The organism is Skermanella mucosa (assembly GCF_016765655.2).
Lineage (GTDB): Bacteria > Pseudomonadota > Alphaproteobacteria > Azospirillales > Azospirillaceae > Skermanella > Skermanella mucosa.
The window spans coordinates 5,588,744-5,607,001 of record NZ_CP086106.1 but is presented as its reverse complement, the minus strand read 5'-3'; the positions used below and the strand labels follow the sequence as shown (position 1 = coordinate 5,607,001).

Annotated in this window: 15 protein-coding genes; 11 read left to right on the top strand and 4 right to left on the bottom strand. The window is 68.8% G+C overall.

Features of this window, described 5'->3' with window-relative positions; all coding sequences use genetic code 11:
* Positions 1–103: 103 nt before the first annotated feature.
* Together cynS and JL100_RS26035 are read left to right on the top strand one after the other, a co-directional pair.
* Positions 104–559 (top strand): cyanase, encoded by a 456-nt coding sequence (cynS, locus tag JL100_RS26040; RefSeq protein WP_202684064.1) that lies wholly within the window; start codon positions 104–106, stop codon positions 557–559.
* A gap of 20 nt (positions 560–579) precedes the next feature.
* The gene (locus JL100_RS26035; protein ID WP_202684065.1) at positions 580–924 is read left to right on the top strand and encodes an HNH endonuclease; all 345 of its coding nucleotides are present in this window, start codon (positions 580–582) and stop codon (positions 922–924) included.
* 863 nt (positions 925–1,787) lie between these two features.
* On the opposite strand, the gene ltrA is transcribed toward JL100_RS26035, so the two are convergent.
* Positions 1,788–3,167, bottom strand: coding sequence for a group II intron reverse transcriptase/maturase (gene ltrA, locus JL100_RS26030; RefSeq protein ID WP_407696907.1), 1,380 nt, complete (start codon positions 3,165–3,167; stop codon positions 1,788–1,790).
* A gap of 762 nt (positions 3,168–3,929) precedes the next feature.
* Positions 3,930–4,955 carry a hypothetical protein gene (locus tag JL100_RS26025; RefSeq protein WP_202680764.1) on the bottom strand — a complete coding sequence of 342 codons (1,026 nt, stop codon included), beginning with the start codon at positions 4,953–4,955 and terminating at the stop codon, positions 3,930–3,932.
* A gap of 135 nt (positions 4,956–5,090) precedes the next feature.
* On the opposite strand from JL100_RS26025, the gene JL100_RS26020 reads away from it, so the two are divergent.
* The gene (locus tag JL100_RS26020) at positions 5,091–7,316 is read left to right on the top strand and encodes a helicase-related protein (protein WP_202680763.1); all 2,226 of its coding nucleotides are present in this window, start codon (positions 5,091–5,093) and stop codon (positions 7,314–7,316) included.
* 6 nt (positions 7,317–7,322) lie between these two features.
* On the opposite strand, the gene JL100_RS26015 is transcribed toward JL100_RS26020, so the two are convergent.
* Both JL100_RS26015 and JL100_RS26010 read right to left on the bottom strand, forming a co-directional pair.
* Complete coding sequence (locus JL100_RS26015; protein WP_228420914.1) at positions 7,323–8,387, bottom strand: potassium channel family protein; 1,065 nt, start codon at positions 8,385–8,387, stop codon at positions 7,323–7,325.
* A 1-nt stretch (position 8,388) separates the two neighbouring features.
* Positions 8,389–8,700, bottom strand: coding sequence for a cupin (locus tag JL100_RS26010; protein ID WP_202680762.1), 312 nt, complete (start codon positions 8,698–8,700; stop codon positions 8,389–8,391).
* 171 nt (positions 8,701–8,871) lie between these two features.
* Here JL100_RS26010 and JL100_RS26005 point away from each other — a divergent pair, with 171 nt between their 5' ends.
* From JL100_RS26005 to bcsA, 8 genes are all read left to right on the top strand, one after another.
* Positions 8,872–9,942, top strand: a complete 1,071-nt coding sequence (locus JL100_RS26005; RefSeq protein ID WP_202680761.1) for a hypothetical protein — start codon at positions 8,872–8,874, stop codon at positions 9,940–9,942.
* Positions 9,943–9,971: 29 nt separating this feature from the next.
* Positions 9,972–10,652 (top strand): RluA family pseudouridine synthase, encoded by a 681-nt coding sequence (locus JL100_RS26000; protein WP_202680760.1) that lies wholly within the window; start codon positions 9,972–9,974, stop codon positions 10,650–10,652.
* 109 nt (positions 10,653–10,761) lie between these two features.
* A complete protein-coding gene (locus JL100_RS25995; protein ID WP_202680759.1) occupies positions 10,762–11,973 on the top strand; it encodes a glycosyltransferase family 4 protein in 1,212 nt (403 codons plus the stop codon).
* Between the two features lie 11 nt (positions 11,974–11,984).
* Positions 11,985–13,349, top strand: a complete 1,365-nt coding sequence (locus JL100_RS25990; protein WP_202680758.1) for a glycosyltransferase family 2 protein — start codon at positions 11,985–11,987, stop codon at positions 13,347–13,349.
* Positions 13,350–13,933: 584 nt separating this feature from the next.
* Positions 13,934–14,659: a response regulator transcription factor gene (locus tag JL100_RS25985; protein ID WP_202680757.1), complete on the top strand. Its 726-nt coding sequence runs from the start codon at positions 13,934–13,936 to the stop codon at positions 14,657–14,659.
* 11 nt (positions 14,660–14,670) lie between these two features.
* Positions 14,671–15,270, top strand: coding sequence for a hypothetical protein (locus tag JL100_RS25980; RefSeq protein ID WP_202680756.1), 600 nt, complete (start codon positions 14,671–14,673; stop codon positions 15,268–15,270).
* Positions 15,267–15,911 (top strand): cellulose biosynthesis protein BcsN, encoded by a 645-nt coding sequence (gene bcsN, locus JL100_RS25975; protein WP_202680755.1) that lies wholly within the window; start codon positions 15,267–15,269, stop codon positions 15,909–15,911. Before JL100_RS25980 ends, bcsN begins: the two co-directional genes overlap by 4 nt.
* A 15-nt stretch (positions 15,912–15,926) precedes the next feature.
* Entirely contained in the window at positions 15,927–18,224 is a 2,298-nt protein-coding gene (bcsA, locus tag JL100_RS25970) for a UDP-forming cellulose synthase catalytic subunit (protein WP_202680754.1), read from the top strand.
* The last annotated feature ends 34 nt before the right edge of the window (positions 18,225–18,258 follow it).

The following is an 18,258-nucleotide window of genomic DNA, read 5'->3' as shown; positions in this document are numbered from 1 at the left end:
CCTGGCAAGCCTCGCGCGGCGGAGGCGCCGGACCGGCTTACCCCCGGTGCTCACTCCTGGTAGAATGGCGGTCCCGCATGTCCCTGGGGAGGAGGTAGTCATCATGAACCACGCCATCACGCGCGCCGAACTGACCGAGAAGATCATCCGCATCAAGATCGACCGGGACCTCACCTGGAAGGGCATCGCGGAGGAGGCCGGCCTGTCGAAGGAGTTCACGACCGCCGCCCTGATGGGCCAGATGGCCCTGCCGGCCGACGCGGCGGCGAAGGTCGGCGACGCCCTGGACCTGAACGAGCACGAGGTCAAGCTGCTCCAGCAGATCCCGTCGCGCGGCTCGCTGGGGCAGGCGGTGCCGACCGATCCGCTGATCTACCGGTTCTACGAGCTGGTGCAGGTCTACGGCACGACCTTCAAGGCGCTGATCGAGGAGGAGTTCGGCGACGGCATCATGAGCGCCATCGACTTCGACATGGACATCACGCGCAAGCCCGATCCGGCCGGCGACCGCGTCGCCATCACGCTCAGCGGGAAGTTCCTGAAGTACCGGCAATACTGACGGGGGGAGGATCCGGCGGCATGCTGAAGGCGGGCGATCCGAAGCTGATGGCGATCAGCCAGCAGGGGCGGTGCTTCTACTGCGGCGAGCCGGTGGGCGCCAAGGCCACCGTCGACCACTTCATCCCGCAATGCTACGGCGGCATCGACGACATCGCCAACACGGTGCTGGCCCACCGCCGCTGCAACATCCTGAAGGGCGACCGCCTGCCGACCCCCGACGAGATCGAGGCCCTGGTCGAGCAGCGCCGCCGCGCCAAGCTCCCGGTCTGGCCCCCGATCCTGGCGCTGCTGGACGCCGAGGAGGGGGAGGAATGGATCGTGGTGGCGAGGGCGGTGGCGGCAGAGAGGGGATGGACGGGGTAGCGGCGGCCGGATGCGGATCGGGTAAGCGCTTCATTTCCTGATACTTGGGAGTACAAGGTGATGGACACCGTGAGGGCAAGGCTTGAACAGGACGGCTCCATGGTTCGCGCTCTTCCGGATGGGCGGACGGTGCCGTTGACCCCGAGTGTTGATTACGACCGGTTGGATGCGACATCGGAGGAAGACATTGCTCGCCAGAAGACTGAGGATGATGCCGCTTCGATGACCTGCACTGGATGAGCTGACGTCGGCTGGTTACCGTTTTCTCAGAATGGCACACAAATGTATTTCGATGGAGACAAGAAAATATTAGAATTCTAATAATTAATACAGGAAACCATTTGAAAAAACTGTTCCGCCTTCCTTTTCATGTGCTGATGACTTGATTATATTGACATTGGTCGGGGCGACAGCAGAAGACTATTCTTGATTGCCCAGATGGCTTGGTAAGGCATTATTAACTATGGAGCAGATTATGGCGAAAGGTGGAGGAAAAGGGGGGGCAGCAGGTGGAGGAAAAAGCCCGATGACCCCCGGCGCTGCGGCACGCATCCAGGGAGCGACGGCGAAGTCCGGGGATGGCGGCGTCGCCAAGGGAAGTTTCGCGGCGCGCGCCCAAAGCGCCGCTGCCAAGAATTCCGGGTCGGGAAACTCCGGGAAGAAGTAAGGCCGACCTCCGCTCCGGGCGTTGCTGAAGGCGGCGAAAGGTTGATGGGCGGTAACGTCAAGGATCACGGATGAACGGGATAGGCACGGATGGGCACGGATTCCCGGCGCGCCGTGCCTTCCCGGCGGGCGTCTGCCACGGACGGGATTACTTCTAATCCTTGTCCATCCGTGCCTAATCGCGGTAGGGACGCCCGTTACCGGGCGCCCCCCGCACAGAACCGGACGTGCCCGATTAAGGCATCCGGCTCCCACCTTGGGTGTTTGACGCGGAAGCGGTTTCCGGGCCAGGGATGGATGATGCGCGGCCGTGGTAGCCAGCAGTCGGCAAGGCGCGTGAGTTTGTCCCACGGTGTCTTGTCCTTCTGGCTGCGCCGACGCAGCGCCCTCATCCACAGGACGCCGACATGGTAGCGCAGGTTGGCAAGGGCTCGGTAGTTGGTCGGGACGGCGAAGTAGGCGTAGAAGCCGCGCATCACCTGTCCCAACCACCGGCCTTGCTCCGGGATGCCCTGGTGCCAGCGCCGCCGGAGTTCCTCCTTGATTTCCTTGAGCTTGGCCTGCTTGCGCTGGCGCCGGGTCTGGCGTCGCAGCAGGAAGCCGCCACGCCGGGACCGCCCACAGATGTGGGTGAAGCCCAGGAAGTCGAAGGTCTCCGGTTTGCCCGCGCCGCGCTTGGCCCGGTCGGCAGTTGCCTGCCGGCCGAACTCGATCAGGCGGGTCTTGTCGGCGTTCAGTTCCAGGGCGAACCGCGCCAGGCGCTCCCGCAGGTCCGCGAGGAACCGCTCGGCGTCCGACCGGTGCTCGAACCCGACGACGGTGTCGTCGGCGTAGCGCACCATGACCATGGTCCCGGTCGCGTGGCGATGGCGCCACTGCCGGGTCCACAGGTCGTAGACATAGTGGAGATAGACGTTGGCCAGCAGTGGCGATGCCACCGCCCCTTGCGGGCTGCCGGCCGTCGCCGGCTGCCGTTTCCCCGTCTCGTCCACCACGCCTACCGTCAGCCACTTGCGGATCAGCCGCAGGACGCGGGCATCGCCGATCCGGTGTTCCAGGAACCGCATGATCCACATGTGGTCGATGCTGTCGAAGAACGCCCGGATGTCCGCATCCAGGATCCAGTTCACCCGGCACTCGCCGATCGCCACCGCCAACGCGTCGAGCGCGTCGTGCTGCCCCCGTCCCGGCCGGAAGCCGTAGGAGAAGCCGAGGAAGTCTTCCTCGTAGATGGCGTTCAGCACCTCCACCAGCGCCCGCTGGACGATCTTGTCCTCCAGTGCCGCGATCCCGAGCGGCCGCATCCGGCCGTCCGGCTTGGGAATGAAATGCCGGCGTGACGGGTGCGCCCGGTAGCGGCCGGAATGCACGCGGTCCTTCAGGTCCGCCAGCCGTTCCTCCAGCCCCTCCGCGTACTCCCGCCACGTCATTCCGTCCACACCCGGAGCCGCGTCCCGCTTCAATGCCCGATAGGCAAAGCGCAGCAGGTCGGTATCCACGTGCGTCAGAAGGGTGGTGAACCGCTCCTCCTTTCGCTCCCGTGCCGCTTGACGTATGCGCTCCAGCCCCGAGAGCACGGGTGCCCGGTCCTGAGCCCGGCCCGTGTGCGGCGGAGACGCATTCCCCTCGGCCCCACCCCTTCCCTCCACCGGCTCCGCGTCCGCGTTCGCCGACTTCACAGGTACTATGGATGGGTCTGACCTCTTCGGCGCGTGCGTCACCGGCTACGGCTCCTCGCCTTCCCGGTGCGGACCAGACGGCCATCGGCCTCTGGTCACGCCGAAGATCTCCCGGTTCCCGCGCAAGGAGCGTCCGCACATGCCAGGGTCTCTGACCACGCCGGACCGCCGGGGTGCTCGCATGACGCACCCCGCCGTATCGCCTTCCAGGCACAGAACCCTGTCGGCATCCGGGATCGAGATTCTTACGCGGCTCAATGGCTGGCCTATGCGCTCCCCTGTCAACGCTTCGCCGACAGCCTCACGACCGCCGCCGCATGACTCGGGGCCGGTGTGGGGCGCTACTCCTTCACCGTACAGGACTTTCACCCGCTACTCCTTGCCGGTCTCCCGGCGCTCTCCGTGTCCATCCGTGATCCAAGCAGCTGCAGCATGAAGTAGGCCGCGCGGGAGGCGGCGCCCTCCGCGGCCAACAAATGTCTATTGACGTAGTAGGAGATATTCGTGACGATCCCCCCGCCGTCCTGTTGGGGCGGAAAAGAAAGGATGCCGAAGCGTCCGTGATAATGTCGGGGGAGGGATCAGCAATGCAGGGCGTGACAGAGACGATCCGGCGGACAGCCATCTTCTTCCTGGGACTGGGCGCCTTGGCGGGCGCTTTCATGGCCGCGATGCGCCTGATCGGCTGACGGCGGGCCGGCCGGCGACCATTCGCCACACCATCCTCAGAGTTCCGAGCATTCCCAGAGCCGTCAGCACGAGGCCGACGAACCCGACCGCGGCGGATATCAGCAGGGCCGCCAGCGCCCAGACCGCGGCGGCCGACCGCACCGCGACCTTTGCCAAGCCGTCGAAGGCCCGGCGGCCGGCTACCCTGAAGACGCCCGCCGTGGGCTTGCCTACGGCGACGGCCAGCCGCTCGGCCCGGGGCAGGTCGTCCACGTGTTCCAGGCTGCGCATCACGGTCAGGGCGCCGCGCGGCGAGGTCGCCTTGCCCAGGGCGCCCAGCGATTCCAGCGACCTTTCCAGCTTCGCGGTGTCCTTCAGCCGGCCCAGGTCCGCGAGCGACCGGGCGAAGCCCCGGGTCATGCGGCCGGTCCGGTGAGCCATCTTGACCACCGAAGCGCCGATCTTGACCGGCAGGGCGGTGCCGCCGGACGCAACGGTCGCGGCGGTCAGCCCGATCCCGGCGGCGGACAGGGCCAGGATCACCTCGTCCACCGGCTCGCCCTGGAGCATGTTGCCGGTCTGGGCCGCCGCGTCCCGCAGGTCGCCGACAACGGTCAGGTCGGACAGGAAGGCGCCCACGGTCCCGGCGGTGCTGTCGCCCGCGCCGGTGACGAAGCCTGCCGCCCCGGCCGTGGCCGAGCGCAGCATCGTGGGAAGCAGCGCCGTCTGCTCGTCGAATTCGCGGCGCAGGGCGGGGTCGATCTCCACGCCGGTCAGGCCGGCGAGGTGGAACCAGTCCTCGGCCTCCTCCGGATCGCCTGATTTCAGGCTCTCGGCGAGTCGCAGCTCCAGCTCCTCGCGCGGGGCCAGGGCGCGGACGGTCGCGGCGACGCTGCCGCGGATCTCCTCGTCGGTCGGCTCGCGCAGGTCGTCCGGCGCGGCGAGGAACACGACGGCCGACAGGGCGGCCCCGACGGCCGCGCAGCCGGCCAGCCCGATACCGATTCGCCTGATCATCCCCTTCGCCTTCCCGCGGACCCGATCCGTACCGCAGCCTACCAGCATGCGGGGTGGAAAAAACAGGTCCGAGCGCGCCGATTCGCACATCGCGACGGTTGATATCGCCGTCGCCGCATACCATACGAGGGGAGCATGGCAGGAAATGATGGTCGCGACATGGCGGAACTGACGGACAGCTTGGAACGGCGCGACGCGCTGCGCGCGATGGCGGCCATCCTGCGCGGGGACGGCATCGAGGTCGACCTGGACGTCGTGCCCGCCCGCTGGTCGATCGCCGGCGCCCATGACTTCGTGATCCCCGGCGCCAACCCGAAGCGCCGGCTTAAATCCCGCTTCCGGACCGTGGTCGGCCCGGTCGAGGACGTCGAGCGCGAGCTGGTCGACCTGCTGGAGACGCCGGACGGCGCCGGCCGCAACGAGATCAAGGCGCTGGCCAGGCGGGTCAAGGCGGCGGTCAAGGGCTCCGGCCGGATCGAGGAGGCCGAGGCGCAGATCGACGCGTGGGTCGAATCGGTCGCGGAGCGCGCCAAGGCGTTCGGCGGCACCTGGAAGCCGCAGGCCTTCTCGGACGACCTAGTGCGCGTGCTGGGCTTCGGCGGCCGGACCCCGCGCCTGGAGACCCTGCTCGACGCGCTGGAGGAGGCTTTCGCGACGGCGGCGGCCCGCGCCGGCGTCCGGGTGCGCCGCGCCTCGCTGGAGTCCGCGTCGGGGCTCGGCGTCTATCTCGACAGCTTCGCGGCGGCCCGCGCCATGATCCGGAAGCTCCGGCTGTTCGTCGGGCCGACCAATTCGGGCAAGACCCACGCCGCCATGGACCGGCTGGCCGAGGGCCGCAAGGGCGCCTACCTGGCGCCGCTTCGGCTGCTGGCGCTGGAAGGGCAGGAGGCGATCGAGACCCGCGGCCGGCCGTGCAGCCTGATCACCGGCGAGGAGCGCGACGTGCGGCCCGGCGCCGACTTCGTGTCCTCCACCATCGAGATGGCGAACACCAACCGCGTCATGGACGTGTGCGTGATCGACGAGATCCAGATGATCGGCGACCACGACCGCGGCTGGGCCTGGACCGCCGCCGTGGCCGGCATGGCCGCCTCCGAGATCATCATGACCGGGTCGGCCGACGCGATCCCCTATATCCAGCGGCTCGCCGCGGCGACGGGGGAGGAGCTGGAGATCGTCGAGTTCACCCGCAAGTCGCCGCTCCGCGTCCAGGAGGGCGGCGTCTCGCTGGGCGACATCCGCCGGGCCGACGCGCTGGTCGCCTTCTCCCGCCGCGACGTGCTGGGCTTGCGCGCCGAGCTGCTCCAGCGCGGCCACTCGGTCGCGGTGATCTACGGCGCGCTGTCGCCCGAGGTGCGCCGCGCCGAGGCGCGCCGGTTCCGCGAGGGGCAGGCCGACGTGCTGGTCGCGACCGACGCGATCGGCATGGGCCTGAACCTGCCGATCGCCCGCATCATCCTGTCCACCACCCGCAAGTACGACGGCCGGGAGGAGCGCGACCTGCTGCCGCCGGAGGTCCGCCAGATCGGCGGCCGGGCGGGGCGCTTCGGCATGCACGAGGAGGGCCGCGTCGCGGTGCTGGAGGGCGAGAACATCAGCCCGGTCCGGCGTGCCCTGACCTCCAAGCCGGTCGATCCGGAGGACCCGCGGCCGTGGATCTCGCCGGCGACCTCGCACGTCAAGGCGATCGCCCACGAGCTGGGGACCGACAGCCTCGCCCGGGTGCTGCGCACGGCGGGGCAGGAGCTGCTGCGCGCCCACCAGACCTTCCGGATGACCGACCTGGAAGGGCGTATCCAGGCGGCGCTGGCGGTGGACCACGCGAAGCTGCCGCTGGAGACCCGCGACCTGCTGTCGCGCTGCCCGATCGACGTGCGCGACCCCAACCAGCTCCGGCTGCTCCGCATGTGGGCGGTCAACCAGGGCCGGGGCCAGCCCAACCCGAGCCCCGGCGTCTCCGGCCGCTTCACCCACGACACCGGCACCGACGTGGAGCTGGAGGCGTCGGAGAAGGCGGTGAAGGACCTGACCGCCTATGCCTGGCTGGCCTACCGCTTCCCGGACGCCTATCCCGAGATGGACCTGTGCCTGGAGCGCCGGCAGGAGCTGAATTCCTTCATCGAGCGGACCCTGGCCGCCCGCAGCCTGCCGCGCGCCTGCCCGTCCTGCGGCGCCACCCTGAAGGCGGCCCACCGGTTCCGGATCTGCGACGCCTGCCATGCCGGCCGCCTGGAAGACCGCGCCGCCGGCCGGCCGGTGCAGGCCAAGCACCGCTACCACCATCCCCAGCGGCCGGGCAAACCCGCCGCCAAGGGAGGCGGCAAGCCGCCGCGCCGGCGGACCGCCGCCAAGACCAGCTGACGCGGGTCAGCCGGACTTCGGCTTGTCCCCGGACGACGGGCAGATCATCAGCAGCCGGTCGCCTTCGCGGATGACGTAGCGCTCGCGATCGATGAACGGGATCTCCCGCCCGTTGGAATGGACGTGGACGACCACCCCCGAGGCCACCTCCGCCATGGTCCTGCCGATATCCTCGGGACCCGCCGGGTGTTCCTTCATGACCATGTGCCCGCCGGCCGACATCAGGTCGCACAGGAACGGCGTGGCATGCTGCGAGGCGACCGCGTCGGCCAGCAGGTAGCCGCCGATCCGGGTCGGGGTCACCACCAGGTCGGCGCCGCTCAGCCGGGCGAGCTTGATGTTCTCCTCGTCCCGGATGCTGGCGACGATCCGGGTGCTCGACGACAGGTGCCGCACGGTCAGGATGACCAGGATGTTGGTGTCGTCGCGCCGGGTGTTGACGAGCACCGCCTTGGCGCTGTCGACGCAGGCCATGGTCAGCAGCTCCTCGCTGGTGGCGTCGCCGAGCAGCCCGATGAATCCCGCGTCGGCGGCGGCGCGGACCCGTTCCTCCGACACGTCGATGGCGACGACCGCGTCGTCGGGATGTCCTTTGGCGATCATCTCCCGGGCGGCGATCATGCCGCTGTGCCCGAACCCGCACAGCACGACGTGGTCCCGGAGATTCTGCTGGATGCGGCTCATGCGGAAATCCTCGACGATCTTCTGCACGACGAACTCGTAGGCCGTGCCCAGGAAGATGAACCAGATGAAGATGCGGATCGGCGTGACGGCGAAGGCGTCGATCAGCCTGGCGGTGTCGGTGACCGGGACGATGTCGCCGTAGCCGACCGTGGTGACGGTGACGGCGGTGAAGTAGAGGATGTCGCTGAAGCTGATGTGCCCGTCGAGATTGTCCTTCAGCCCTTCGCGGTCGAACCAGAAGATCCCCATCACGGTGAAGACCAGCGCGAGGATGATGCCTCCCCGCACCAGCAGCTTCTTCTCGGGGGAAAGGCTGGAGTTCACATGGAGGACCAGACCGCCCGGCTTGCGGCGGCGGGCGCGGCGGCGCGTCTTCCCGCCCGCCACCTCAGACGCTGCCCTTGCGCTCGATCACGAGAACGCGGGCGACGCCTTCGGGGTGCGCCACGTGGGCTTCGCCCTCGGCGGCGTGGAAGATGTCGCCCTTCGTCATCCGGCGCACCAGCGGGGCGGCGGGGTCGCCGAACTTCATGTCGACGATGCCGTCCAGCACGACGAACACTTCCGGCCCGTCGTTGACGTGCCAGACATAGGGCTGGTCGGTCCAGTGCAGGCGGACGGTGGCGCCGTCGATCTCGGCGATGTCGAGCGCTCCCCAGGCGCGGTCGGCGGTGAAGTCGTTCGGCGTGACGAAGTTCATGACATCTTTTCCGTTGGGTCTGTTCAACACCGTCGAGGCGTGTTCGGGCCGAAGTTAACCCAATTTAGCCGGGCGATGGCAACCCGGCTCTCCCGATGCGCCGCCAAGGGGCGCTGGCCGATCCCGCCTCGGCCCTGCACACTCCCGCGAGGCGACGGAAGAGGAGAGGGCATGCCCCTGCGAAGAGGTCCCCGGCGGGCCGTCTGGATCCTGTGCGGCGGATTGCTGGCCCTGCCGGGCTGTTCCGGGGTCGGCCCGCGGGCGATCGGCTGGGACGGCCTCGACTATGCCCAGGCGACCGCCCAGTCGGCCCAGCGCGAGATGCTGCTGAACATCGTGAAGCTGCGCTTCGGCGATACCCCGACCCTGAGCACGGTCGGCCAGATCGTCGCCGGCTACTCGGTCGAGGGGCGGGTCGATCTGGGCACCAACCTGGTCCGGCCCGAATACTGGTTCCGGGACGACGTCTCGGTCGGGATCGGCGGCACCTTCAGCGACCGCCCGACGATCACCTACAACCCTGTCCGCGGCGCCGACTATGCCAGGATGCTGCTGACGCCGCTGCCGCCCTATGAACTGGTCGCGATGCTGACGACGGGCGCTCCGGCCGACGCGACACTGCGGCTGGCGATCAAGAGCCTGAACGGCATTCCCGTCGGGCCGGCGCGGGAGGGGGCGAGGCCGGAAGGGTGGCGCAACCGGGAAGCCCTGGAACTGATGGAGGAGCTGAGGGCCGCGGGCATGCTCGGCCTGGAATTCAGGGGCCACGGCGACCACCGGCAGGTCTCCCTGCTGGTCGACGAGGCCGACGGCAGGCTCGACCCCCGGGCCACCAGGCTGCTGCGGCTTCTCCGGCTCGACCCGTCCGCCCGCAAGTTCCGGATCGTGTTCGGGTTCCGCCAGGACCGGTCCGACGAGATCTCGATCTATACCCGCTCGCTGATCGAAATCCTCAACACGGTCGCCGACGAGATCCAGGTGCCCGAGGCCGCCGTCCGGGAGGGGCGGACCTATCCGACCCGCTCGCCCCGGCGTCCGGCCGACAATTCCCTGCGCATCGAGTCGCGATCCGCCCGTCCCGAGGGCGCCTTCGTCGCCGTGGAATACGACGGCGCCTGGTACTATGTTCGGAACGACGATTTCATGTCCAAACGCGTCTTCGGGCTGCTGATGCTGCTGGCGGCCGTCATGCAGACGTCGGGGGAATCCCCCCTTCCCGTCATCACCATCCCGTCAGGCTGAGTGACCGAGATGCCGAAGGCTTTCCGATCGTGACCGCGGAGGAACTGCGCGCCCGGGTACTGCACCTGGACCACGACGTGCTGATCCTGGACAAGCCCGCCGGGCTGCTGGTCCATCCCGGGCCGCGCGGCCAGGGCAGCCTGGGCGACTTCCTCCCCGGCCTGTGGTTCGAGATGGCAAGGCCGCCGGCGCTGGCCCACCGGCTTGACCGCGACACCAGCGGGTGCCTGGTGCTGGGACGGCACCAGAAGGCATTGAAGAAGCTGGGGCGGCTGTTCGCGCGCGGGCTGGTCGGGAAGACCTATTGGGCGGTAGTGCGCGGGCTTCCGCCGGCCGACCAGGGGCGCGTCGACCTGCCCCTGCTCAAGGTGCTGCCCGAGACGGGCGGCTGGCGCATCAGGCCCGACCCGGCCGGGCTGCCGGCGGCGACCGAGTACCGCGTGCTCGGTGCCGGGGCGGGGATCAGCTGGCTGGAGCTGAAGCCGCTGACCGGCCGCACCCACCAGCTCCGCATCCATTGCGCCTCGCTCGGCACGCCGATCCTGGGCGACCCGTTCTATGGCGGCGAAGGGGAGGGGGAGAATGGCCCCCTGCGGCTGCTCGCCCGCTCCGTGACGCTGCCGCTGCATGCCGCAACGCCGCCGATCACGGCGGTGGCGCCGCCGCCGCCCCATATGCGCGACGATCTGGCCGCCTGCGGTTATCTTTGACAACGATCCCATTCACGATTAGTTAACCGGTACTTTCACCAATTCCATAAATCGGCGGGCGCGCCCGGAGCAGAACATGAATGTCAGGACTGTTCGCCGACGCCCGACGATGCCTGAAGACGACGGACCCGACAATCTCCCCGCCGTTCCGCCCCGGCCCGCGGCGCAGGCCATGAAGGTGGTCTTCTTCGTGTCCGAGGACTGGTGGTTCTGCCTGCACTGGCTGAACCTCGCCGTGCGGCTGAAGGAGCGGGGATACCGCATCACGGTGATCTGCAATGTCGGGTCCGACCGCGCGCGGATCGAGCGGGCGGGCTTCGAGGTCGTCCCGCTGCGGCTGGACCGCTCCGGCCTCAACGTCCTGAACGACGTCCGGATCGCCTCGGCCCTGGTCGCCTACCTGCGGCGGGAGCGGCCCCACCTGATCCATTGCGTCGGCATGAAACCGATCCTGATCGGCACCCTGGCCGCCCGGCTGGTCGGGGGCATCCGCATCCTCGACCATTTCGCCGGGCTTGGATACCTGTTCTCCTCCAGCCACCTGAAGGCACGGCTGCTGCGGCCGCTGGTGATGCTGGGCATGCGGGCCGCCTTCGCGGGTCACGAGGTCCACCTGGTGACCATGAACGGGACGGACCGCGACGTGCTAATGGGCTGGAAGCTCCGCCGGCCCGACCATATCCATGTGATCGGCGGCACCGGCCTGGATCTCGACCGCTATCCGGTCCTGCCGTTCCCCGCCGGACCGGTGACGATCGCGATCACCACGCGCATGATCGAGGACAAGGGCCTGGCCCCGCTGGTCGAAGCGTTCCGGAAGGTGCGCGCGGCGGTGCCGGACGCGGAACTGCTGCTGGTCGGCCGGCAGGACGGCCGCAACCCGACGGCCATCCCCGAGGAACAGCTCGAGGCCTGGAACCGGGAGCCCGGCATCACCTGGCTCGGCCATGTCGACCGGATCGCCGAGGAGGTCTGGGCGAAGGCCCATGTCGCCGTGCTGCCGTCGCGCCGCGAGGGCTTGCCGGTCAGCCTTCTGGAGGCGGCGGCGTGCGGACGCCCGATGGTCGCGACCGACGTTCCGGGCTGCCGCGACGTCGTCGTGGACGGGGTCAACGGGCTGACCGTGCCGCTGGGCGACACGGAGGCCCTGGCCCGTGCCCTGGAGCGGCTGGCGTCGTCCGACGAGTTGCGCCGGCGCTACGGCGCCGCCGCGCGCGAACTGGTCGAGACGCGTTTTTCCCTGGCCGTCATCGGCGACCGGGTCGCCGGCCTCTACCGCCGCCTCGTGGACGCACCCGCCACGGCGGAGGCGGGCAGGTGAGGGAGGCCGGCATGAGCTTCGCCGTCACGCGGCTGCTGGTTCTCCAGCAACTCGTCCTGATGATCCCGAAGGGTTTGAAGGAAACCGTGCGGACGGTGCTGTTCCCGCCGCGCGAGCCGCTGGCCGCCCCCGTGGAATGGCTCGACGCCCCGCCGGTGCGCCGCCAGGAGCGCCAGCCGCTCGTTTCGGTCGTGATCCCCTGCTACAATTACGGCCGCTTCCTGGACGAGGCGATCGCCAGCGTGAGGACCCAGACCCTGCGCGACGTGGAGATCATCGTGGTCGACGACGGATCGACCGACGGTGTCACCCACGAGGTGCTGAAGGCGCTGGAGGACTCCGGTGACGTCACCCTGGTGAGGCAGGAGAACCAGGGCGCGCCGGCCGCCCGCAATGCCGGATTGCGACTTGCCCGCGGGCTCTATGTCTGCTGCCTCGACGCAGACGACACGATGGAGCCCACATACCTGGAGAAATGCGTCCTCCTGATGGAGGGCAATGCCGGCGTGTCGCTGGCCTATTCCTGGCTGCGGGTGACCGGCAGCGAGGAGCGGATCTGGAAGTCCGAATCGCTCGATATCGACCGCCTGCGCTACTACAACCATGTCAGCATATCCGCGGTGTTCCGCCGCGAGGTCGGGCTTTCGGGCGGCGGCTTCTGCGCGGCCATGCGCGAAGGCTACGAGGACTGGGAGTTCTGGCTGCGGCTGGGGGCCGAAGGGCATCGCGGCGAGGTGATCCCCGAGCCGCTGGTCAACTATCACCGGCACCCCGCCGCCTTCATGAACCGGGCGCGCAAGCGGCACGCCAAGCTGTTCGACAACATCTACCGACGCAACCGGGAAGTGTTCGAGGATGCCGGAGTGCGCCGTACGATCCGGCGCGGCTATCGCGACCGCCCGGTCATCGATCCCTTCGCCAACCTCGATGACCGCCGACAGTACGACCAGGGCAGGCCGATGGTGCTGCTGGTCCTGTCCGGCGACGCTCCCCCGGGGCTGGAGGAACGGATCTCGCTCACGCTGGGCGGCGGAGCGTCGCTCTGCCCGGTGCGGACCGGGCAGGTCGCCGAATCCGGCCGGTCTCCCGCCCGGCCAGCCGGGTATACGCTGGGCAATATCCTGGCTGCCGGCTTTCACGGCCCTTTCATCCGCCACTTGGCCGTGACCAGGCCGGTGAGGGCCGTGCTCTGGTTCGATCCCGGACCGGAGCCTGTCGGATGGGCCGAGCTCTCCACCCTTGCGGACAAGCCGCTGCTCGGCGTCGTCACCCTGTCCGGCGATGCCCAGCCGCGCGGTTCCGGCCTGCGCCTGATGCTCCGGCCCGACGGCAGCCTCGACGGCGCCGAGCCCCTGGTCGCGGCGCTGCGCGCCTGATCCTGTTTCCGGTCGGGCCGGTGTGGACGGGACGGGTGGATCGGGTCCGCGGCGGTCCGGCACGGTTGCAGCCGATCAGCCGTCGGGAGCCTTCCCGGCGGGTCGTTCCTCCTTCGGTTCGTCATCCGCGGGCTTGACCCGCGGATCTCAAGGCACGAAGGCTTTGATGAAGCCTGCAACGGATGACCGGATCACAATCCGGTCATGACGATGAAGGAGTGCAAACCCGACCAGGGAAGCCTCGCCTGGTTGAGCAGGTAGTTTTCGCGCCGGACAACCATGGTCCGACCGGAACGCGCTCCGGGCAGTGCCACCACTCCGTGCAGGATCGTACCCCTTTCGAGAGAATCCATGGCACCTGCAACTAGCTCGCGGGTTAGCTTAAAAAATAATTAAAATTATTCATGTTCTCCCCGCATTTTCGGGTTAGAGCTGTTACAAAGACAGTGCGAACGGATAGGAGATCATACCGTTCGATCGGCGAGTACAGGACGAGACGAACAGCCTGCCAGCAACATTGCACGGGGTCGCGCAGCGAATATCCGCCGGCCCGTCGGTACTACAGCAAATCAAAGGACAGTAGATTGCCAAATCTGTCATCTGCGGCCCGCGGCGCCGCCACGCCCGGACTTCGTCCGAATTCGGACGGTCAGACCGGCAAGAATTTCGCGGCGTTCAAGCGCTGCCTGACGGCGCTGCCCCAGGTCCAGCCGGCCCTGACCGAGGTCATCGGTTTCAGGGTCCGCCGGATCGACGGGCTGCAGGATCTGGAATCGCTTCGCTGGAGTTCGGAGACGCTGCTGCTGAGCGTGCGTTCCCTCGACCGGCTCCAGGACATCATTTCGAGCGGCAATGCGGGGTTGATGCGCGGCATCCACACGCTGGGGGTCTTCATGCCGAGCCAGCTCGGCCGGGTGCGCGAGTTCGTCACCCTGCTCGACGGCTGGCTGGTCTGGAGCGGTTCGGCCGACGATCTGCGCGCCAAGCTGAACCTGGCCGCCGCCGGCTACGCGATCGTCGCCCCGGCCATGATCTCGGTCATGGCCGCCGACCAGCACCGGCTGAGCCTGCTGGACACGCTGGGAGCATCGCACCTGGCACTGCTGCCGCTGCTGGAGCAGGGCATGACCGACGAAGAGATCTCCGGCGCGATCGGCGCCACCCTGCCGACCACCAAGCTCCTGGTGCGCCAGCTGCTGGCGCGGCTGCAATGCCGCAACCGCACCGAGGCCGCGATCTTCGCCTGGCGCCACGGACCCGCCCTGGCGCAGCGCCGGGCCGCCCTGGAGGGCGGCGAACAGAACTCGTAACGGAGTATCCGATGTCGACCGAATCCCGGACCGTTTCCTCCACGAAAGAGTCCCTGCTGCTGGACCAGGCGCTCGATGCGGTCAACCGCCGCATCGCCGTCCACCAGCCCGCCGGCCTGGCCCAGATCCCGCACCAGCCCGGTCCTGTCCGATCCGGCCCAAACAAGTCCGGTCTCGCCCGGGCTATCAGCCGGGCGCGCGAGCGCGGGGCCGACTTCCGCGCCGAGTACCATCGTCTGTCGATCGAGGCGATGGCGGCGGTCGGCGAGCCCGCGGTCCCGGCCGACATGCGGAAGCCCGAGCCGGACTCGGCCGCCGATCCGCCCCGCGCCCGGTCCGAGGCGGAGACTCCGGCGCCGGCAACGGCCCAGCCGGCCCCGCACCATGACAGCGCGCTGGAAACGACGAAGCTGTTCCTGCAGTTCCTCGACAGCCGCGAAAAGCAGCTTCTCGATCTCATGCGCGCCATGGTGATCCGGGACCAGCCGCCCGCCCAGAACTCCCACGAAGCCCGGATCGACGGGCAACTCGACCGGCTCGGCAAGGCCGTAGCCGACCTGTCCCAGGCGATCGGCGCCAGCCAGCCCAAGTTCCCCAGGAGCGTCTCGTGACCCCAATCCTCCATCGCATCGCCAGGGCTTCGGCCGTCGCCGCCGCCCTGCTGACTTCCGCCTGCGTCACCACGTCCGATCCTTATCCGGCCGCCGCGGTTTCCGGTGACATCGGCCGGTGGGTGCCGGTCGAGCCGGGCCGCGCCCGGGTGGCGCTGGCCGCCCCGGATGCCGCCGAACCCCTGGCGGCCCGCGAGCTCCGGACGTCCCAGGGCGAACTGGTCCAGACGCTTACGCTCCCGAACAACACGGCGGTGCCAGGGGACAACGAACTGGTCGTGGCCTTCGACCACGGTCCGGCCAGCATTTTCCAGGCCGACGTGCATGCCGCCAAGGTCGGCCGCTACGCCATGGAACCCGCGTCGCTGAACCGCCTGATCGGCGAGATGCTGCCGCGCGCCGTCCTCCAGGGGGAACCGCAGATCCGCAAGAACGGCTACGGGCTCTACGGCTACGTCTCGGCGGATTATCCGGGGCAGGCGAAATGCGTCCTGGCCTGGCAGGTGCTCGACGGCACCGACCTGAGCCAGGCCGGCGGCGGGGCGCCGCGCCGCGCCGGCATCCAGATGCGGGTATGCGACGCCCGGGCCCAGCCGGCCGAACTGATCGCGGCCTTCGATTCCCTTCGCCTCGACCTGTGAGCCGGGACACCTGACATGAACCATCTCATCTCCACTGCGGCGCCGGCCGAGAAGACAAGGCCCGCCGGAAACGGAACGGGCGCCGTCCGCCGGGCGCCCGCGCCGCACCGGCGCACGCCGCTTTTCCTGACCTTGCTGTGGACCGTCCACGCCGCAGCCCTGGTCTGGTTCGCCGCCCAGGACGTCGGGCTCGAAGGCCAGTACCTGCTCGGCGCCGCGGCGCTGGCCGGGCTGGCCGTGCTGCACCTCTTCAAGCCGACCGGGGCGATCCGCGTGCTGCTGATCCTCCTGGTCGCCTTCGTGTCGATCCGCTACTTCACCTGGCGCACGCTCTACACGATCCCGCCGGTCGACAGCTCCGGCTTCGTCGCCGGCCTGCTGCTGTACCTGGCCGAACTGCAGGGCATGGTCGTCTACATGCTCGGCCTGTTCGTCAATGTCCGTCCGAAGGACCGGGCCGACGTGCCGCTGCCGCAGGACCCGGACCTGCTGCCGACCGTCGATATCCTGGTGCCGAGCTACAACGAGGATCCGGAGCTGCTGCGCGTCACTCTGATGGCGGCGACCCAGGTGGCCTATCCGGCGGAAAAGCTGGCGATCCACCTGCTGGACGACGGCGGCACCGTGCAGAAGCGCTCCGACGCGGACCCGCGCAAGGCGGCCGAGGCGCTGGACCGCCACGAGACCCTGAAGGCCCTGTGCGCCGAGCTGGGCGTCAACTACCTGACCCGGGAGCGCAACAACTCGGCCAAGGCCGGCAACATCAACGCGGCGCTGGCCCATACGTCGGGCGACCTGATCCTGATCCTGGACGCCGACCACGTGCCGACCCAGGACATCCTGCAGCGCACGGTCGGGCATTTCCTGAAGGACCCGGACCTGTTCCTGGTGCAGACGCCGCACTTCTTCATCAATCCCGACCCGGTCGAGCACAATCTCGGCACCTTCGGCTCCGAGCCCGGCGAGAACGAGATGTTCTACGGCGTGATCCAGAAGGGCCTGGACAGCTGGAACGCGTCCTTCTTCTGCGGCTCGGCCGCCGTGCTTCGGCGGACGCACCTGATGTCGGTCGGCGGCATCGCCGGCACCTCGATCACCGAGGACGCCGAGACGGCGCTGGACCTGCACGCAAAGGGCTATAAGAGCGTCTATGTCGACCGCCCGATGGTGGCCGGCCTGTCGCCCGAGACCTTCTCGTCCTTCGTCGTGCAGCGGACCCGCTGGGCCCAGGGCATGTTCCAGATCCTGCTGCTGAAGAACCCTGCCTTCAAGCGGGGCCTGACGCTGGCCCAGCGCCTTTGCTATCTCAGCAGCTCGACCTTCTGGCTGTTCCCGTTCGCCCGGCTGGTCTTCCTGGTGGCGCCGCTGTTCTACCTGGTCTTCGGCCTCAAGGTGTTCGAGGCGAACCTGGAGGAATTCTACGCCTTCGCGGTCTTCCACGTGGTCTGCTCGCTGACCATGAGCAACTACCTGTTCGGCAGGCATCGCCGGCCCTTCGTCTCCGACCTCTACGAGCTGCTCCAGGCGGTGTTCACCTTCGGCGCCCTGCTCTCGGTCCTGGTCAATCCCCGGAAGCCGACCTTCAAGGTGACGCCCAAGGCCGAGACGGTGGACCAGCACTATGTTTCGCAGCTGGCCAAGCCGTTCGCCGTGATCCTGGCGATCCTGCTCGGCACCACCGCGATCGGCGTCTACCGCTGGATCCATTTCCCGCTGGAGCGGGAGCACCTGATGATCGTGATGGTCTGGCACCTGGTCAACATCGTGCTGGCGACCGGCGCCTTCGGCGTCATGTACGAGCGGGCCCGCCACCAGGTGGCCGGCGCCATCCCCCGGTCCAAGCCGCTGAACCTGATCACCCCCGAGGGCGCCGTCCGCGCGACCCTGGTCGAGACCACGATCGAGACAGGCCGCATCCTGGTCGAGGGGATCCATGCCCATGCGCTGGCGCTCGCCGGCGGCAAGGCGGCGGTGCAGCTCGTCGTGCCGGGCCGTGACGACCTGAGCAGCATTCCCGTGGTGGTCGAGGCCAGCGCGCCGGCGGCGGGACGCGGCCTGATCCTGGACGTCCGCTACATGCCGCGCGATGCCGAGGACGACGGCGACCTGGTCCGCCTGTGCTACGGCGACAGCGCGGTTTGGGTCGCGTTCCAGGAGGGCCGCCGGAAGCGGGTGCCGATCCTGGTGGGCGTGGCGGGCCTGTTCCTGCGCGGCCTCAAGCGCTCGCTGGCGATGGCCGGTGCCCTGCGTCCCTCGGGCCGGCGGGCCGCGGCCCTGGGCGCCGCCTCCTTCGAACAGCCGATCGGCCGCTGAGCAGCCGAATATTCCCGGGGCCGAGCGCCCCGGG

What these genes read in the sequence shown, in the direction of transcription:
- cynS (WP_202684064.1), top strand. Translation starts at nt 104, where the DNA reads ATGAACCACGCCATCACGCGCGCCGAACTGACCGAGAAGATCATCCGC.
- JL100_RS25990 (WP_202680758.1), top strand. Translation starts at nt 11,985, where the DNA reads ATGAGCTTCGCCGTCACGCGGCTGCTGGTTCTCCAGCAACTCGTCCTG.
- bcsA (WP_202680754.1), top strand. Translation starts at nt 15,927, where the DNA reads ATGAACCATCTCATCTCCACTGCGGCGCCGGCCGAGAAGACAAGGCCC.
- JL100_RS26010 (WP_202680762.1), bottom strand. Translation starts at nt 8,700, where the DNA reads ATGAACTTCGTCACGCCGAACGACTTCACCGCCGACCGCGCCTGGGGA.
- JL100_RS26025 (WP_202680764.1), bottom strand. Translation starts at nt 4,955, where the DNA reads ATGATCAGGCGAATCGGTATCGGGCTGGCCGGCTGCGCGGCCGTCGGG.
- JL100_RS25980 (WP_202680756.1), top strand. Translation starts at nt 14,671, where the DNA reads ATGTCGACCGAATCCCGGACCGTTTCCTCCACGAAAGAGTCCCTGCTG.
- JL100_RS25995 (WP_202680759.1), top strand. Translation starts at nt 10,762, where the DNA reads ATGCCTGAAGACGACGGACCCGACAATCTCCCCGCCGTTCCGCCCCGG.
- JL100_RS26020 (WP_202680763.1), top strand. Translation starts at nt 5,091, where the DNA reads ATGGCAGGAAATGATGGTCGCGACATGGCGGAACTGACGGACAGCTTG.
- JL100_RS26005 (WP_202680761.1), top strand. Translation starts at nt 8,872, where the DNA reads ATGCCCCTGCGAAGAGGTCCCCGGCGGGCCGTCTGGATCCTGTGCGGC.
- JL100_RS26035 (WP_202684065.1), top strand. Translation starts at nt 580, where the DNA reads ATGCTGAAGGCGGGCGATCCGAAGCTGATGGCGATCAGCCAGCAGGGG.